The sequence below is a fragment of the Arthrobacter sp. YD4 genome (assembly GCF_030410515.1).
Taxonomy (GTDB): domain Bacteria; phylum Actinomycetota; class Actinomycetes; order Actinomycetales; family Micrococcaceae; genus Arthrobacter.
Window position 1 is genome coordinate 100,776 of record NZ_JAUHHD010000003.1, and the last position, 17,296, is coordinate 118,071.

Here is a 17,296-nt window from a genome sequence, read left to right on the forward strand (position 1 = left end):
GGGCATGACTTCCGAAGCTCCCACTGCCCCCGTTCTCCGCGCCGACGGCCGGACCCCGGACCAGCTCCGCCCCATCAGCATCACCCGCGGCTGGTCCAACCAGGCCGAAGGCTCCGCGCTGATCGAATTCGGCAACACCCGGGTGCTGTGCACCGCCTCGCTGACCGAGGGCGTGCCCCGCTGGCTCAAAGGCGAGGGCCGCGGCTGGGTCACCGCCGAGTACGCCATGCTGCCCCGGGCCACGAACACCCGCTCCGCCCGCGAATCCGTCAAGGGCAAGATCGGCGGCCGCACCCACGAGATCTCCCGCCTGATCGGCCGCTCCCTCCGCTCCATCATCGACACCAAGGCCCTGGGCGAGAACACCATCGTGCTGGACTGCGACGTGCTCCAGGCCGACGGCGGTACCCGCACCGCGGCGATCACCGGCGCCTACGTCGCCCTCGCCGAGGCGATCCGCTACGCCCGGGAGAACAAGCTGATCGCCCGCAACGCCGAGCCGCTGACTGACACCATCGCCGCCGTCTCGGTGGGCATCATCGACGGCATTCCGATGCTGGATCTGCCCTACGTCGAGGACGTCCGCGCCGAGACCGACATGAACGTGGTGGTGACCGGCTCCGGCAAGTTCGTCGAGGTCCAGGGCACCGCCGAGGGCGCCCCGTTCGACCGGGACGAGCTGAACAAGCTGCTGGACCTGGCCCTGCTGGGCACCGAACAGCTCGCCGCGATCCAGCGCGAGACCCTGGCCGAGGCCCCGTGAGCGGCGAGGCAGCCGCACCTGTCCTCGTTCTCGCCACCCACAACCAGGGCAAGCTCCGGGAGCTCCGGGAGCTGCTCCGGGGGCAGATCCCGGGCCTGGACGTGGACACGCAGGTGGTGGACGCCGGCGCCGTGGGGGCTCCCGACGTCGTCGAATCCGGCGTGACTTTCGCCGAGAACTCGCTGCTGAAGGCCCGCGCCGTGGCGGAGGCCACCGGGCTGGTGTCGATTGCGGACGACTCCGGCCTGGCCGTGGACGTGCTCGGCGGGGCGCCGGGGATCTTCTCCGCCCGCTGGGCCGGCCGGCACGGCGACGACGCCGCGAACCTCGAACTGCTGCTGAACCAGCTCTCCGACGTCCCGGACGGCTTCCGCGGCGCCGCGTTCGTCTGCGCCGCCGCGCTGGCCGTTCCCGCGTCGGCGGCGGGGGAGGGACGTGAGGTAGTGGAGTACGGCCAGCTGGAGGGCACCCTGCTGCGCGAGCCGCGCGGCGCCGGCGGCTTCGGCTACGATCCGGTGCTGCAGCCGAGCGGGCTGGACCGCAGCTGCGCCGAGCTCAGCCCGGAGGAGAAGAACGCCATCAGCCACCGCGGGCAGGCCTTCCGCGCGCTGCTGCCGGCGATCGTGGAGGCACTGGCCGGACGGTAACCGCGTTTAGCACTGCAAAAAAGGATGGCGCCCCACCTCGGTGGGACGCCATCCTTTGTGCGTTGTGACGGTTCAGGCCGCGGCGGGGGTCAGGGCGTCTTGCGCTCTTCTTCGGGCTCGTGTTCCTCGATGAATTCATCGACGACGTCGGTGCCGTACTTCGCGGCCTGGCGCTTGGCGATCATGCCGCGGATGACCTCAATGGCGATCGGCACCACGGAGACCAGGACGATCACGATGAAGATGATGTCCAGGTTGTCGCGGACCCACGGCACGGTGTCGCCCAGCAGGTAGCCCAGCAGCGTCACGCCGCCGCCCCACAGCGCCGCGCCAATGACGTTGTAGAGGAAGAACTTGCGCTTGCTCATCTGCGCGACGCCTACGATCACCGGCACGAAGGTGCGGATAATCGGGACGAAGCGGGCCAGGATCAGGGCTTTGCCGCCGTGCTTCTCGAAGAACGCGTGGGCGCTCTCGACGTTCTCGCGCTTGAAGAGCTTGGAGTCGGGCTTGTTGAAGATCGCGGGGCCGGCCTTGGAGCCGATCAGGTAGCCGGCCTGGTTGCCGATGATCGCGGAGACCACGATCAGGGCGGCGAACGCCCAGATGTTGAACTGGATGGTGCCCGTGGCGACCAGCAGGCCCGCGGTGAACAGCATGGAATCACCCGGCAGGAAGAAACCGACCAGCAGGCCGGTCTCGGCGAAGATGATGCCGCAGACCAGCAGGACGACCCAGGGGGCCAGGGCGGGATCGGCCAGGAAGACCTGGGGGTTGAGCCAATCGGGCAGGAACGAGGCCATGTGCGGCTGGACCGGGCCGGCGCCGCCGAGGGTGGACACGGCGAGGTCGTGCAGGGTATTTGGGTTCACCCTCCAAGCGTACTGGAGAAGGGCCTGCCGGTTCCGGCGGTAAAGTATGGGGCGTGGCTTTGGACTTTACGGCGATCGACTTCGAGACGGCGAACGGGTTCCGGGGCTCCGCCTGCTCGGTCGGCCTGAGCAAGGTCCGCAACGGCGTCGTGGTGGAGGAGGCGTCCTGGCTGATGCGTCCTCCCGCCGGCCACGACATCTTCGACCACCACAACGTGCGCATCCACGGCATCCGGCCCGAGCACGTCGCCGGCCGGCCCCGCTTCGGTGAGCTCTTCCCGGAGATCGGCGCATTCATCGGCGAGGACATCCTGGCCGCCCACAACGCGGCCTTCGACCTGGGCGTCATCCGGTCCGGCCTCGAGGTCTCCGGCCTGCCGGGGCCGGCCTACGACTACGTCTGCACCGTGATGCTCTCCCGCCGCTGCTATTCGCTGGTCTCCAACTCCCTGCCCTACGCGGCGGAAGAGGCGGGCGTGCCGCTGGTCAACCACCACGACGCCGCCGAGGACGCCCGTGCCTGCGCCGGGATCCTGATCGATATCGCGGCCCGCAACGGCGCCGCCAGCATCGCCGAACTCTACTTGTCCCTGGGGCTCACCGTGTCCCGGCAACCGGCCTTCGACCCGCGGCGCGACCCGCTGTCCAAGGCCAGCCAGTCGGCGCTGGAAGCGCTCGCCGCCGGACAGGGCCCGGCAGTGACCCGCCCGTACCGCGCCGGCTGGCCGGAGGAGGGTGAAAACCCGCCGCCGAACCCGCTGGCCGAACCGGGGCACCCGCTCTTCGGCCAGACCGTGGTCTTCACCGGCGAACTGGCCATCCCGAGGCAGGAGGCCAAGGTGCGCTCGGCCGAGCTGGGCGCCGCGCCGGAGAGCCGGGTGACCGGGCGCACCACCGTGCTGGTGGTGGGCGACGGCTTCGTCGCGGCGGACCTGCGTTCCGGCCGGCTGACGGGCAAGGCCCGGCGCGTGCTGGAGCTGCACCAGCGCGGCCAGCGCATCGAGGTCCTGTCCGAGGGTGAATTCCTGCAGATGGTGGGCGGCCACTCCGTCCCCGCGGCCCGGGCGGTCTGAGGCCGTCGGTTCCGGCCGGCTTCACATGACGCAACATTCATTTCGGCCCCGCGCCCGGGGCTTCTAGCCTTAAATGATGAGCAAACTGATCTCTTCACCTGCCCGGCCGGCCTCCCGGGGCCCGGTCAGCTTCGACACTGCTCAGGCCAACCTCGTCACCGTTCCGCCCGCCCGCGGCGGAGTGGACTGGGGCAGGGTCTTCGCCTTCCCCAATCCGGTGAACGAATACTCCGCCCGCATCACGGCGGCGCTCGTGGTGCTGCTGTCCGTGGCGACCCTGCTCACGGGCTCCGGCTGGGGCCTGGCCGTCATCGCCGTCGGCTTCTGGCTGCGGGTGCTCTTCGGGCCGCGGATCTCGCCCTTCGGCATCCTCTCGGTCAAGGTGCTCACGCCGGCGCTCGGCCGGAAGCGGCTGGTCCCTGGGCCGCCCAAGCGCTTCGCCCAGGGCATTGGCGCCGCCCTCTCGACGACGGCGGCCATTCTCTTCGCCACGGGCGTGGCGCCCGCCGCCTGGGTCCTCCTGGGCCTGCTGATCGTGGCGGCCTCGCTCGAGGCGTTCGCCGGCTTCTGCCTGGGCTGCGCCATCTTCGGCCTGCTGCAGCGCCGGGGACTCATCCCGGCCGACGTCTGCGAGGCCTGCAACAACGTCTCGTTCAGGCGCCGGTAACCGCCGCCAGCCGCTCGGCCATGCCCTTCACCAGTGCCACGGCCTCCGGTTCCGGGGCTTCCAGTTCCGCCAGCCAGTCCGCAGGGAGGGCCGCCGCTCCGTAGTGGGCGCCCAGGAGGTAACCGGCGAGGGCGGCCGCGCCGGCGGCATCGTCCGCCCGCTCAGCCGCCGCGGTGACGGCCGCCCGGAAGTGGGTCCGGCCCGTCTCCGGGTCGTTGCCGTCGTGCGTGGCGTCCGGCGCCGTCGTCAAAACCGCCGACAGTGCGACGGCGAGGAGGCCCGCGGCGTCCGCGCCGCCGGCGGAGGCGGCATAGATTTCCGGTGCCCGGAGTACCGCGGTGAGCGTTTCCAGCACGCCGGTGTCGGCGTCCTCGCCGCGGGGGAGCGGGGCCCCTGCCAGATGGGTGACCGCCTCGCCGGCGGCCTCCGCCAGGCCCGCGCCCAGGGCCAGGGCCCGGATGGTGAGGCTCAGGACCCCGGCGCTCTGCCGGGCGGAGGGGTGCCCGTGCGTGAGTGCCGCCGCGTCAGCGCTGAGCTTGTAGACGGCAGCGGCGTCCAGGTGGGGCACCAGGCCGAAAGGCGCCGAGCGGAGCAGGGCGCCGCCGCCGCGTGAGTCCGGGTTCAGCGGCCGCTGCACCGTCCCCATCTCGCCGGTGACCAGGGCGGCGACGGAATCCGGGTCGGGGGAGCGGGACTCCCGCGGCAGGCCGTGACCGTCAATCCAACGCGGCGGCTGGAACGGGGCCGCCTCCGGCAGCGACATCCCCTGGGTGCCCAGCCAGCGCAGGTAGGCCAACCAGAGGCAGGCGTTCGCGTCCGCTGCCACCCCCGAATTGGCCCACTCCAGTGCCTCCAGCAGGCCGTCCACCGTATAGAGGGTCATCCGGGTGCGGCCGGAGAGGACGCCGGTTCCGTCCGTTCCGGAGGCGCTGCCGCCGGAGGCGCCCAGCGCGTCACCGAGGGCACCGCCCAGCAGGCAGCCGTGGATGCGGGATTCGTGCGACGGGACCGGGGGCTGCTCGTTCATGGTTTCAAATTTACCGTCCCGGACCCACGGGCCTGACGCGGTTGCCGCGGACCTTGCACGGGACCTGCCATACGGCCCGGATCCAGCGAACGTCCAGACTTCGCTGGAAGACTGCTGGCGGCACCCGACCCGAAGCGAAGGAAACCCCACGAGATGACACACCCCGCGCCCGATGCCCGGCCCGCCGCCGTTCCGCCCTCCGACCAGGCACCGGCTGCTGTTCAGCCCGCCGTCGGACGGCCCGGGCTGCTGGCCCGGTTGTCCGCCGAGGGCCTGGGGACGCTGCTGGCGGTCGTGATCGGACTCGGCGTCCCGATGTTCGCGGTGCCGCAGTACAACCCGCTTCCGGCCCCGCTGGCCGCCGGCCTGGGCCTTACCGCCGCCATGCTTGCCTTCGGGTACCTCAGTGGCGGCCACTTCAACCCCGCCGTCACGGTGGGCCACATAATTGCCGGCCGGACCCGGCTGGTTGAGGGTGCCGCGTACGTGGCGGCGCAGTTGGTGGGTGCCCTGCTCGGTGCCCTGGCCCTCTTCGGCGTGCTGCGCACGGTACCCAAGCTCAACGGCACCCAAAGCGCCTTCGACACGGTTGCCGCCGGCTTCGACTCACGCTCGATCATCCAGGCCCCGATGCCCGGCGTCCTCCTGGTGGAGGTGCTCGGCGCGGCCCTGCTGGTGGCGGTCTTCCTCGGCACCAGCGCCGGCCGCAACCCCGCCCGGACCGCCGCGCCCTATGCCGTGGGCCTGAGCTACGCCGGCCTCCTGCAGCTGGGACAAAGCATCGGCAACACCCCCTTCAACCCGGCCCGTGCCACCGCCTCCGCGATCTTCAGCAGCCCGGATGCCCTGGGCCAGCTCTGGCTCTTCTGGGTGGCCCCGCTGGTGGGCGCGGCCGTTGCCGGCCTGGTCTTCCGCGGATTCTCCCAGGCTGCCGTCGTCGCCCCCGACGCCGTGGCCGCCGATTCCACTGCCGTGGCCGGGGACCCAAACATCGTGGACCCGGAGGTTGAGGACCCGGAGGTTGAGGACCCGGAGGTTGAGGACCCGGAGGCCGCGGGTAGCGACGTCGACGTCGTGGAGACCGCGCCCACAGCCCCGGCGAAGGCTGCCCCTGCCCGCGCCGACGAGGCCCGCGACTTCTTCGACAAGCGCACCCCGTAAGCGTTCTCACACACCGATACATGGCCTCGACGCCGGGCCTGCGCTTGAGTGTCAGTGCCAGCCGTTAGCGTAGTTACATGCGGTTATTGCACACCTCGGACTGGCATCTGGGCCGGTCGTTCCACAGCGTCGGAATGCTTGAAGCGCAGCGGTCCTTTGTCGACCAGCTGGTCGCCTTCGTCCGCGACGAAAAGGTCGACGTCGTCCTCATCGCGGGCGACGTATACGACCGTGCGCTGCCCGGCGTCGACGTCGTCGGTCTCCTGGACGACGCCCTGGTGCGGCTGACCGACGCCGGCGCCGCGGTGGTGCTGACCAGCGGCAACCACGACTCCGCCATCCGGCTCGGCTTCGCTTCCCGGCTGCTGGAACGCGGCGGCGTGCACCTGCGGACCAGGCTCGACGACCTCGCCACGCCCCTGCTGCTGCCCCTCAACGGCGACGACGCCGGCCCGCAGCTTGCGATCTACGGCATCCCCTGGCTGGAACCCCGGCTGGTCGCCGGCGCCCTCGGCGTGGACACGGCCAGCCACTTCGAGGTCACCCGTGCCGCCACGACCCTGGTCCGCGCCGACCTCGCCGCCCGGTCCGCCGGGCGCACGGTCCACTCCGTTGTGCTGGCCCACACCTTCGCCAGCGGCGGGATCAGCTCCAACAGTGAGCGCGACCTGAGCATCGGCGGCGTCGGTGCGGTGCCGCTGGATCTGTTCGACGGGTTCTCCTACGTGGCACTCGGCCACCTGCACGGCCGCCAGGAACTGTCCCCGGCGGTCCGCTACTCCGGATCGCCCCTGGCCTACTCCTTCTCCGAGGCCCGTCACCGCAAGGGCGGCTGGCTGGTGGACATCACGGCCGACGGTGTGGACAGCGTCACGGAGGTGCACTGGGAAGCCCCGCGAGAACTGGCGGTGCTCCGCGGGACGCTCGAGGAGCTGCTCGCCGACGACGGGCTGGTGTGGGCCGAGGCGGCGTACTGCCAGGTGACGCTGACGGACGCCCAACGCCCCGCCCAGGCCATGGAACGGCTGCGCGCCCGCTTCCCGGATACCCTCGTGCTCGGCTTCGACCCCGAGGGTGCCAAGGACGCGCCCAAGACCAGCTACAGCAGCCGGCTCGCCTCCGCCGTCGACGACCTCTCTGTCTGCTGCGGCTTCCTGGAACACGTCCGCGGCCGGAGCGCGGCCGAGGCCGAGGCGGCCGTCCTTGCCGAGGCACTCGAAGCGGTCCGGCTGGAAGGGGTATCCCGATGAGGATCCACCGCCTGGAAATCTCCGCGTTCGGCCCCTTCGCCGGCACGGAAGAAATCGACTTTGACCGGCTCAGCGCCCATGGTCTGTTCCTGCTCAACGGTGCCACCGGCGCCGGCAAAACCAGCGTCCTCGATGCCATCTGCTTCGCCCTCTACGGCTCCGTTCCGGGGGCCCGGCAGGAGGGCAAGCGGCTCCGGAGCGACCACGCCGAGGCGGGAGCCGAGCCACGGGTCACCTGCGAATTCTCGGCCAAGGGGCGGCACTTCGAGGTCTCCCGCACCCCGGCGTGGAACAAGCCCAGCGCCCGGGGCAAGAACGGCTTCACCGAGCAAAAGGCGAACACCCTGCTCCGGGAGCGGGTGGACGGCACCTGGGTGGAAAAGTCGGGCCGCAACGACGAGGCCGGGGCCGAGATCACGGCCCTCCTGGGCATGGACCGGGACCAGTTCACCCGGGTGGTCATGCTTCCGCAGGGGGACTTCGCCGCGTTCCTGCGGTCCAAGGCCGCGGACCGCCTGGCCCTCCTGCAGAGCCTGTTCGGGACCCAGCGGTTTGAGGCCGTCGAACAGGAGCTCGGCCGGAAGGCGGCAGCCGCCCGGGCCGAGGTAGAGACCCTCAACGGCGAGCTGGCGCTGCTCGTCGCCCGGGCCGGCACCGAAGCCGCCGGGCTGGGGATCGACCCCGACGGCGGTTCGGAAGACGTTTCGCAGGACGACCCCGCCGCGCTGCTGGACTGGTACGGCCGCGAGGCGGAAGCGGCCGGCGCTGCCCGCCGCGCCGCCGCCGGGGACGCCGACGCCGCCGCCGCCGACCTGTCCGCCCGTGCGGAATCTCTCGCGGCCCGGGCCGCCCGCCAGGCCCGCCTCACGGCCGCCCGGCAGCGGCGGGAGCTGGCCGAGGCGGCTGCCCCGGACCTGCGCACCGCCGAAGAGCGGCTTGCCCGGCACCGTAAGGCGGAAGTCCTGGGCGGACACCTCGACACCCTCGACGGCGCCACCGCCGCCGAGGACCGTGCCGGGGAAGCTGCCCAGGCTGCGGCCACCGTCCTGCACGCCGCAGCTGCCACCGATCCCGAACTGGCGGCGCTGCCCGACCTGGCCCCGCACCAGGGCGGGCCCGACCCCGCCGCGCTCCGCTCCGGCGTCACCCGACTGCGCAGCCTCCGGGCCGTCCTGGCCGAACGGATGCCGGACGAAGAACGGCTCGCCGCCCTGCGCACGCGCTCCGCGGGCCTGCACCGGGACGTCGAACGGCTCACCGACACCGGCACGGCCACCGCGGCGCGGCTGGAAGCGCTCCGGGCGGACGCCCTCGGGCTCCGGCACGCCCTGGCCCCGCTCGAAGAGGCGGCGGCCGACCTCCAGCTTCGGGTCAAGGAAGCCGACGCGGCCGACGAACTCGTGGCCGTCGTGAAGCGGCACGCCGCGGCCGCGGAGGACTGCGACCGGCTGGCCGAGCGGCGCCGCGTGGCCCGCGACACCCACCAGGACCGCCGCCAGGCCTGGCTGGACCTCCGCGAGGAGCGCCTGGCCAACGCCGCCGCCGAACTGGCCGCACAGCTGCACCCGGGGGAGCCCTGCGCTGTCTGCGGCAGCCCCGACCACCCCGCGCCGGCACCGCTGGCGGCCTCCGCGCTGACCATAGCCGACGCCGAGCAGGCAGCCCAGGCCGCCGCCGAGGCGGCCGAAGCGGTGCTCGCGGACCTCGACCGCGAACTCGCCGACGCCCGCCAACACCTGGCCGTCCTCGCCGCCCAGGGCGGGGACGCGGCCCTCGAGGACGCGCTGAGCGATGCCGGGCGCGCCCGGGAACGGGCCGCGGAGGCCACGAAGGCTGCTGCAGACCTCGAAGCCGCCCGGAACCGCTGCGAGGGGCTGGACGAGGAGATCTCCGCCCTCGAGGACGCGGAGGAGGATTCCGCCGCCGAGCTGGCCCGGACCCGTACCGCCGTGGTCGAGGTGGACACCCAGGCCGCCGAGCTCGACGCCACCCTGCTGGGCCTCCGAAGCGGGCACCCCGGACTGGCCGGCCGCATCGCCGCCGTGGACTCGGCCGTTGCCCTCCTCGAAGACGCCGACGCGGCCGCCGTCAGCCTGGCGCAGGCACAAGCCCGGACAGCGGAGGCCCGGGAGCGGCTGGAGCAGGCCCTGCCCGCCGCCGGCTTCGACTCCGCCAACGCCGCACGGGAGATGCTGCTGTCCGCCCGGGAAGCCGCCAACCTGGAAGCCGCGGTCCGTGCCGGACGGGACGAAACCGCGCGCCTCGAGGAACTGTTCGCGGGGGAGGACCTGGTCCTGGCCGCCGCGGAACTCGCCGACCAGGGACCGGTCCCCGCCGGTGCCCTCGAACAGCTCAGGTCCGAGTCCGTCGCGGCGCTGGACGCGGCCCGGGAAGCCGGGGTGTCCGCCGGCCTGGCCGCCTCCTCGGCACGGACCCTGGCCGGTCTCCGTTCCCGCTACAGCGAACTGGCCGAAGCCGGCCGGGAACCGCGGGAGCGGGCGGCGCTGCTGACCGCTGTGGCCGAGGCTGCCCGAGGCGGCGGCGACAACAGCTACCGCATGAGCCTGAACAGCTACGTTCTGGCCGCCCGGCTGGAGCAGGTGGCCGACGCGGCCTCCGAGCGGCTGATCGGCATGAGCGACGGCCGGTACACGCTCCAGCACACCGACGCGAAGGCCTCCCGCGGGCAGAAGTCCGGCCTCGGTCTGGAAGTCGTGGACCTCTGGACTGGCCAGCGGCGGGATACCGCCACCCTCTCCGGCGGCGAATCCTTCATGGCGTCGCTGTCGCTCGCCCTCGGACTGGCCGACGTGGTGCAGATGGAATCCGGCGGCGTGGACATCGAGACGCTCTTCGTGGACGAGGGCTTCGGCAGCCTGGACGAGCAGTCCCTGGAACAGGTCATGGATGCCCTCGAGGGTCTCCGGGACGGCGGCCGGGTGGTGGGCCTGGTCAGCCACGTCGCCGAGATGAAGCAGCGGATCACCACCCAGCTGCAGGTGGTGAAGGGCCGGAACGGTTCCACCCTGCACATCTCCGACGAGGTGCCCGCTTAGGCCCGGCCGGGAGCTGCCCCCGAACGCCGTCCCGGGGGAGGCCACGGCACGTGCCGCCCGATATACTGGGACGGTCACCGGGTCGCGCGCATCGGGAGGGGGGACGATGCGCACCTCTTAGCGAACCCGGAAACCATGAACCCCTCAGCCTCATCGACGCCTCACGCGTCCCCGGATGTCTCCGCCCCGGCCCAGGACCAGGAGCGCGGCGGCCGGTTCGCCCGGCTCCCCGTCCTCGCCGGGCGCGGATTCATCCCCCTGGGCCTTGCCGCCCGCCTGCCCCTGGCGATGCTCACCGTCGGGGCGCTCACCCTCGTCACCGCGGTCACCGGCTCCTACGCCGTCGGCGGTGCCGCGGCAGGCGCCGTCGGAATCGGGTCCGCGGCCGGCGCCCCCGTCTTCGGCGCGCTCGCGGACCGGCTCGGCCAGCGGCGCGTCCTGATCGTCGCCGCCCTGCTGAACGCCGCCGCCGTGACCGCCCTGATCCTCGCCGCCTACCTGGTGCCCGACGCCCGTGACCTCGCCGCCGCCGTGCCGGTCCTGGCCGCCGCCCTGAGCGCCGGCGCCAGTTGCCCGCAGGTGGGACCGCTGGCCCGCGTCCGCTGGATGGCCCTGACCTCCGGCCGGTCCGGCCGGCCCGGGGACCTCGACACGGCACTGTCCTACGAGAGCACCGCCGACGAGATCACCTTTGTGCTCGGCCCCGCGCTCGTGGGCATCATCGCCAGCCTGCTTAGCCCGTGGCTGCCCTTGGCCATAGCCGCGGTCCTGACCCTGGCGCTGGTCCCGGCCTTCGCCGTCCACCCCACGCACCTCGCCGTGCCCCGCACCCGCAGAACGCAGGAGGCCGGGATCCCCGCCGCCGCGGCACCGGCCTCCACCGCCGCCCGGCTCCGGGCCGCCGTCGCGATTGCCGTACCGGTTCTGGCCATGGTCTGCATGGGGACCTTCTTCGGCGCCACCCAGACCTCGCTGAGTTCCTTCTCCGCCGGGTTCGACGGCTCCGAGCTGGCCGGCCTGCTCTACGCGGTGATGGGCCTGAGCTCCGCCGCGGCCGCCCTGTCCGTGGCGTACTGGCCGCGGCGGATCGGGCTCCGCGCCCGGTGGCTTGCCTGCGCGGGCCTGATGACGGCCCTCGCGCCGCTGCTGTTGCTGCCCGATTCCCTGCCGCCGATGATTGTGGTGCTGCTGGTACTCGGCCTGCCGGTGGGGCCGCTGATGGTCACAGTCTTCGGCATCGGCGGCCTGGTGGCGCCGGCGGGACGGCTTGGGACCGTGATGACCGCGCTGGCCAGCGGAATTGTCGCCGGCACGGCCATCGGCTCCTCCGTGGCCGGCCAGCTGGCGCAGACCGCCGGCTACTCCACGGCGTTCATCGTGCCGGTCTGCGCGGCCGGTGCCCTGTTCCTGCTGGGAGCCGCTGCCGCCGTCGTCCTTCGTCGGCGGCCCTAGGGGCTCAGCCGAGCTGGGCCTCGATCCGGGCGGCACCGGCGGTGAGGGCCGCGGCCACCTCGGCGGGATCCTGCGCGGCCCTGAGGTACACCACGGCCAGCGCAGCGGGCCGGCCGCCGGGCACGCGCACCGGGACGGCCAAGGACGAAACACCCGGGATGACCTCGTCGTGGCTGGCGGCGTAGCCAAGCCGGCGGGCCGTGGCGGCCTCGGCCCGGTACGGGACTGCCGGTGCCAGGGCGCGCCATTCGTCCTCCGTGTAGGCGGACTGGATGGCGATCCCGGGGGCGCCGGCGTTGATCGGGTGCCGCGATCCCGGGTGCTGGACGACGGCGGGGCCGGCGTGGCGCGGATCGACGGTGACCAGCGTGACGCAGTCCTCCCGGTCCCAGACCGCCAGGAAGGCACTCATGGCCAGGGCGTTGGCCAGCTGGGTCAGTTCCGGCAGGGCCGCCGTCTGCAGGTTGCGGGACACCCCGCGCGCCAGGACGGCCAGCCCCGGCCCGGGCTGGACCCGTCCGGCGTCGTCGCGGACCAGCAGGGAGTGGTCCTCAAGGGTCCGCAGGATCCGGTAGGCCACCGAGCGGTGGACTCCCATGGCAACGGCCAGTTCCGCGATGGTCATGGGTTCCGGGGCGTCCGCGAGGATCTCCAGCGCGCGGATGCCGCGGGAGAGGGTCTGGGACGGGGGCGCCTGGACGCCGGCGTTGGGGGTCATGTGCCCATCCTAAATTTGCACGGCTCCTAAGTTCGCACGGCCCGCTCCTGCCGCGACGGCGGCAGGGGACCGTAACGGCGTGCCGGACGGGCGCCCCTTGTGCGCGGGGTCACAGTGAAGTAGCGTGTGACAGCAGTGTTCCATATATGAACAGCAAGTTCAAATATAGAACAGCACACCGAACCGACATCGGTTCGTCATCAACCGAAAATGTGTGCCTTATCACAACTTTTGTAGTAGGCTCACGATACTAACTGACCGTTCGATCAGTAAATCGGTAGGCACAGCAACACTTAGCACCCACTGGCAGTACCTCTGCCCCAGCAACGGAGTTCCAATGACCGCAACTTCAACCGTCGATTCAGCGGCGGGCCCCAGCACTAAACATGAGGAACGCAAGGTCCTCGCCGGGACGCTGGTCGGTACCACCATCGAGTGGTACGACTTCTTCATCTTCGCCCAACTGACAGCAACGCTGCTGTCCCCGCTCTTCCTCGCCCCGCTCAACGCCTCCAACCCGGGCCTGGCCCAGATCCTCTCGTTCGCGTTGATCGGCATCAGCTTCCTGTTCCGTCCCCTCGGCGCGATCATCGCCGGCCACCTCGGCGACCGTCTCGGCCGGAAGGCCATGCTCGTCTTCACCCTGGTGATGATGGGCGCAGCCACCGCCCTGATCGGCGTGCTGCCCACCTACGCACAGATCGGTTTCTGGGCCCCGGTCCTGCTGATCCTGCTGCGCGTCATCCAGGGCTTCTCCGCCGGCGGCGAATGGGGCGGCGCAGCCCTGATGGCCGTCGAACACGCCCCGGTCGGCCGCCGCGGACTCTTCGGCGCCTATCCGCAGATCGGCGTCCCGGTTGGCATGATCCTCGCCACCGGCCTGCTCTACTTCCTCAACACCGGCATGTCCAAGGAAGACTTCGCCAGCTGGGGCTGGCGGGTGCCGTTCCTGCTCTCCATCGTGCTGATCGTCGTCGGCTACCTGATCCGCCGTGCCGTGGCCGAAAGCCCGGTCTTCAAGGAGATGCAGGAGCGCAAGGAGGAAAGCAAGGCGCCGCTGGGCGAGCTGGTCCGCAAGCACAAGAAGGCCGTCCTCTACTCGACGCTGATCTTCATCGGCAACAACGCCGCCGGCTACCTGCTGATCGCCTTCTTCATCTCCTACGCCACCAAGACCCTGAAGATGCCCACCCCGCAGATCCTGCTGGCCACCACGCTGGCGTCCTTCGGCTGGCTCATCTTCACCCTGGTCGGCGGCTGGCTCTCGGACAAGATCGGCCGGGTCAAGACCTTCCTGATCGGCTACGCGATCGTGTTCGCCTGGATGATCCCGATGTTCGCGCTGATCGACACCAAGGACATCATGCTTTACGGCATCGCCCTGTTCGTCCTCACCGTGGGCCTGGGCCTGTCCTACGGTCCGATGTCCGCGATGTACGCCGAAATGTTCCCGGCCAACGTCCGCTACTCGGGCATCTCCATCGGCTACGCCTTCGGCGCGATCCTGGGCGGCGCCTTTGCGGCCACCATCGCCGAGGCACTGCTGCAGGGCACCAAGTGGACCGGCTCGATCGGTATCTACATCATGATCCTCTGCGTCATCTCCGCCGTCGGCGTCGTGCTGGCCAAGGAAACCAAGGGACGCCCGCTGGGCGTCAGCAGCCACCACTAGGCCGCGGCTGCCGGCAGGCAGCACACCGTGCGGGGTCACGTGCCCTCATCCGGTACCACCGGAGGGGTAGCGCGTGGCCCCGCGCCGCTGTCGGCGGCCCCGGACGGTGGCGGTTCCAGCACAGAACGGATGGGGAGACCTATCCATCCATCAAATGGAAAAATCCCGGTAGGCTGACGCGATGGGCTGCCGGAGGCGCCCCGACGCGTATGCAATGTGTGGACTACTGGGGGATTGAGTGGCCTGGACCTTTTACGGCGCCGACGTGGCGCAGCTGCGCCGCCTGGCCGCGCGCGCGGGGAGCGGGGCGGGCAGCCTGGGTGCCCTGCAGCGCCGCCTTGGCGCGGAGATCGCCGCGTCCGCCTACTGGCAGGGGCACGACGCCGGGGCCTTCCGGTCGGAATGGGACCGCGTCCACGCGCAGTCCCTGGCCCGGGCGGTGGCGGAGCTGGAGCAGATGCAGCGCGAACTCACCGCCCACGCCGACCAGCAGGAGAGCGCCAGTGCCGCAGCCGGGGCCCCGGCTCCCTCCGGCGGGGCCGCCCCTTCGGCCGGCGCGCCGCCAACCGCCCCGGCCGGCGCGCCGCCGTCGGTGCTGCTCACGCCCGCTGCGCTCTCGGCACTCACGCCGCGCCAGGTCGGCAGGTGGTGGGCCGGCCTGGACGCGGCCGGACGGGCCGACTTCCTCCGGCTCTACCCCTACGCGGCCGGCAACACGGACGGCCTGCCGGTCGACACCAGGATCGAGGCGAACCGCGTCGCCGCCGGCACGCGCCTGGCGGAGCTGGAGCGGGAGGGAAGGGGTTCGACGGAGGAGGCTCAATACCTGAGGAACACGGTCAAGGGGAACATCCGCCTGGCGGCGTACGACCCCTCGAAAGGTAACCTCATTCAGATGATCGGCGACTATGACGGCAGCACCACAACGGTCCTGACCTATGTGCCCGGCACGTTCGCGACGGCCGGCGACTTCTACGCCGGCAGCGCCCAGAAGATGGCCGCGTACCTGCAGCAGTCCGATCCCACCGGCCGGACGGCGGCCTTCGTCTACAAGAACAGCGAGTTCCCGCAGGACGGGACCTTCCGGCAGTCGGCGGACAAGGCCTTCGGCGAGGCGGCCGGACGGAAACTGGCCGCCTTTGAGTCGGGCCTGGCGGACCAGAACCCCTCCGGCGCCCGCACCGTCGCGGTGTCCCACAGCTGGGGCGAGGCCGCCGTGGCATCCTCCGAAATGTACGGTACCCACTACGACCGGCAGATTTCGTTGTCCGGAGCCTGGATGCCGGAGGGATGGAAGGCCGATCCCGGCACCGCCTATGATCACTTCGCCTACGATTTCGACGCGCTGGCCACCGCCCAGGGCCTCGGCCTTGTGGGGGATAAGTACCCGCTGGCCGATCCGGCCTTCACCAAGCACATCTACGATGACCCGGCGCGGAACATCGTCCTCGGCCCGGTGAAGATCACCACGGATCCGATGGCCAAGATCGACAACCACAGCCTGATTGCCAACGCCCAGGACGCGCGGAACCGGGCTGCCCGCGAGGACGTCGCCAAACTCATTTTCGGCGGCCGGCGATGAGCCCCGCCACGGTCGCCCGCCGGCTGTCCACCGCCGTGACCCTTACCTGCCTGGCTGCCATCCTGGCCGCCTGTGCACCCGCCGCCGATCCAGGGAGCCCCAGCATGGACCTCACCACCGCGAAGCAGTCAACCCGCAGCCAGCAGCAGGAACTGATGGCGGTCGTCCCCCCCGCGGAGATCGCGACGACGACCCAGACGGAGACCTCCCGCGCCCTTTTCGAATGTGACGCCAACAGCTACTACTGGCCGGGAACGATGGATCTGGTCCTCACCCCGGAGGCGGACGGCGCCGGGCTGCTGCAGCAGATCAAGGCCGCGTGGTCCGGCAAGGAAGGCTGGACAGTGGAGGAAAAGACCAGCGTCAACGGGATCCCCGAACTCGTGATCGTCAGCCGGGAGGGGTTCCGGCATTCGATCGAGTTCAACCCGCAGCGGAACGCGCTCTACACACTCTCCTCGTCGGCGTGCTTCCAGATGGAGGGCAAGCCCGACCCCGGGACCGACTACTGAGCGGGGCCAGGTCCTAGACGCCGAGGAACTCGATGGCCCCCTGCTTGAAGGCCCGGCTGGTCACGGCGTTGGTGTGGTTGCGGCCCGGCAGGACCAGTTGCTCCACCAGGGCCCCGGCCTTGCTGCCCAGCGCGGCCAGTTCGGGCATGGATGCCGCCCGCTCGTCCTTCTCACCGGCCACCAGCAGCATCGGCATCGGCGGGACCGCCTCGGCCGGATCGAAGGGTTCGTCCTTGATCGCCTCGATCAGGGACAGCAGCGCGAAGATGTTGTTGCTCGGCAGCAGCTGGGCCATCTTCAGCAGCCCCGCGGTGGAGTCGTCGGCGATCGGGGTTCCGTCCGCCAGGTAACGCTGCGCGGCGGGCAGGTCGAACGCGGCCAGGGGGTCCGCCACGTTGGGGCCGCCCAGGACCAGGCGGTGCACTAGCTCGTGCTGGGTGGCGCCGAATTCCCAGGCCAGCCGGGACCCCAGCGAGTAGCCGATCACGTCCAGGCCGGACGCCGGGTCGCCGTCGCGCAGGGGCCGCGCGCCGGCGTCGAACGCGATCTGGAGCAGGTCGGCGCGGATCCGGCTGGGGGAGTAGGAATCCCGGTCCTCCGGTGCGCCGCTGCGGCCGTGGCCGGGAAGGTCGACGGCGATCACGCGGCGGCCGGCCTGCGTGAGGGCGGTGATCCAGCCCGTGTCCTCCCAGTTCAGCTTGGAGGAGGTGGAGAAGCCGTGCAGCAGCAGCACAGGGCGGAGGCCGGCGTCGTCCTGCGGGTCGACCACGTTGACGTACAGCTGGGGGTCGGTGCCCTCGACCGTGTGCTGGTGCTGTTCCCCGGTGTGCCTTCCGCTCATGGC

Annotated in this window: 15 protein-coding genes; 11 read left to right on the top strand and 4 right to left on the bottom strand. The window is 71.4% G+C overall.

Annotation, left to right across the window (positions count from 1 at the left end; genetic code table 11):
* The first annotated feature begins 4 nt into the window (after positions 1 to 4).
* On the top strand, positions 5 to 763 hold the full coding sequence (gene rph / locus QWJ39_RS08905; protein WP_290257430.1) for a ribonuclease PH: 759 nt from the start codon (positions 5 to 7) through the stop codon (positions 761 to 763).
* Positions 760 to 1,410 carry an RdgB/HAM1 family non-canonical purine NTP pyrophosphatase gene (gene rdgB / locus QWJ39_RS08910; protein WP_290257432.1) on the top strand — a complete coding sequence of 217 codons (651 nt, stop codon included), beginning with the start codon at positions 760 to 762 and terminating at the stop codon, positions 1,408 to 1,410. The genes rph and rdgB overlap by 4 nt, the downstream gene beginning before the upstream one ends.
* Before the next feature lie 89 nt (positions 1,411 to 1,499).
* Here rdgB and QWJ39_RS08915 read toward each other — a convergent pair whose 3' ends face one another.
* Positions 1,500 to 2,267: a VTT domain-containing protein gene (locus QWJ39_RS08915; RefSeq protein ID WP_290257868.1), complete on the bottom strand. Its 768-nt coding sequence runs from the start codon at positions 2,265 to 2,267 to the stop codon at positions 1,500 to 1,502.
* Positions 2,268 to 2,335: 68 nt separating this feature from the next.
* Between QWJ39_RS08915 and QWJ39_RS08920 the strand changes: the two genes are divergently transcribed.
* Positions 2,336 to 3,355 carry an exonuclease domain-containing protein gene (locus QWJ39_RS08920; protein ID WP_290257433.1) on the top strand — a complete coding sequence of 340 codons (1,020 nt, stop codon included), beginning with the start codon at positions 2,336 to 2,338 and terminating at the stop codon, positions 3,353 to 3,355.
* A gap of 76 nt (positions 3,356 to 3,431) precedes the next feature.
* Positions 3,432 to 4,022, top strand: coding sequence for a DUF4395 domain-containing protein (locus QWJ39_RS08925; RefSeq protein WP_290257434.1), 591 nt, complete (start codon positions 3,432 to 3,434; stop codon positions 4,020 to 4,022).
* Here the strand turns inward: QWJ39_RS08925 and QWJ39_RS08930 are convergent.
* Positions 4,009 to 5,049: an ADP-ribosylglycohydrolase family protein gene (locus QWJ39_RS08930; protein ID WP_290257435.1), complete on the bottom strand. Its 1,041-nt coding sequence runs from the start codon at positions 5,047 to 5,049 to the stop codon at positions 4,009 to 4,011. The genes QWJ39_RS08925 and QWJ39_RS08930 overlap by 14 nt on opposite strands.
* Before the next feature lie 153 nt (positions 5,050 to 5,202).
* Here QWJ39_RS08930 and QWJ39_RS08935 point away from each other — a divergent pair, with 153 nt between their 5' ends.
* The 4 genes from QWJ39_RS08935 to QWJ39_RS08950 all read left to right on the top strand — a co-directional run bounded on the left by QWJ39_RS08935 (position 5,203) and on the right by QWJ39_RS08950 (position 11,968).
* Positions 5,203 to 6,210: an aquaporin gene (locus QWJ39_RS08935; protein WP_290257436.1), complete on the top strand. Its 1,008-nt coding sequence runs from the start codon at positions 5,203 to 5,205 to the stop codon at positions 6,208 to 6,210.
* Positions 6,211 to 6,287: 77 nt separating this feature from the next.
* Positions 6,288 to 7,460 carry an exonuclease SbcCD subunit D gene (locus tag QWJ39_RS08940; RefSeq protein WP_290257437.1) on the top strand — a complete coding sequence of 391 codons (1,173 nt, stop codon included), beginning with the start codon at positions 6,288 to 6,290 and terminating at the stop codon, positions 7,458 to 7,460.
* Positions 7,457 to 10,516 carry an SMC family ATPase gene (locus QWJ39_RS08945; RefSeq protein ID WP_290257438.1) on the top strand — a complete coding sequence of 1,020 codons (3,060 nt, stop codon included), beginning with the start codon at positions 7,457 to 7,459 and terminating at the stop codon, positions 10,514 to 10,516. The genes QWJ39_RS08940 and QWJ39_RS08945 overlap by 4 nt, the downstream gene beginning before the upstream one ends.
* Before the next feature lie 135 nt (positions 10,517 to 10,651).
* Positions 10,652 to 11,968, top strand: a complete 1,317-nt coding sequence (locus QWJ39_RS08950; protein ID WP_290257439.1) for an MFS transporter — start codon at positions 10,652 to 10,654, stop codon at positions 11,966 to 11,968.
* A 4-nt stretch (positions 11,969 to 11,972) separates the two neighbouring features.
* On the opposite strand, the gene QWJ39_RS08955 is transcribed toward QWJ39_RS08950, so the two are convergent.
* The gene (locus QWJ39_RS08955; RefSeq protein ID WP_290257440.1) at positions 11,973 to 12,686 is read right to left on the bottom strand and encodes a helix-turn-helix domain-containing protein; all 714 of its coding nucleotides are present in this window, start codon (positions 12,684 to 12,686) and stop codon (positions 11,973 to 11,975) included.
* Between the two features lie 337 nt (positions 12,687 to 13,023).
* Between QWJ39_RS08955 and QWJ39_RS08960 the strand changes: the two genes are divergently transcribed.
* From QWJ39_RS08960 to QWJ39_RS08970, 3 genes are all read left to right on the top strand, one after another.
* Positions 13,024 to 14,358 (top strand): MFS transporter, encoded by a 1,335-nt coding sequence (locus QWJ39_RS08960; RefSeq protein ID WP_290257441.1) that lies wholly within the window; start codon positions 13,024 to 13,026, stop codon positions 14,356 to 14,358.
* A 238-nt stretch (positions 14,359 to 14,596) separates the two neighbouring features.
* Complete coding sequence (locus tag QWJ39_RS08965) at positions 14,597 to 15,940, top strand: WXG100 family type VII secretion target (RefSeq protein ID WP_290257442.1); 1,344 nt, start codon at positions 14,597 to 14,599, stop codon at positions 15,938 to 15,940.
* Positions 15,937 to 16,452 (top strand): hypothetical protein, encoded by a 516-nt coding sequence (locus QWJ39_RS08970; RefSeq protein WP_290257444.1) that lies wholly within the window; start codon positions 15,937 to 15,939, stop codon positions 16,450 to 16,452. The genes QWJ39_RS08965 and QWJ39_RS08970 overlap by 4 nt, the downstream gene beginning before the upstream one ends.
* A gap of 13 nt (positions 16,453 to 16,465) precedes the next feature.
* On the opposite strand, the gene QWJ39_RS08975 is transcribed toward QWJ39_RS08970, so the two are convergent.
* Positions 16,466 to 17,293 carry an alpha/beta fold hydrolase gene (locus QWJ39_RS08975; RefSeq protein WP_290257445.1) on the bottom strand — a complete coding sequence of 276 codons (828 nt, stop codon included), beginning with the start codon at positions 17,291 to 17,293 and terminating at the stop codon, positions 16,466 to 16,468.
* Between the last annotated feature and the right edge of the window lie 3 nt (positions 17,294 to 17,296).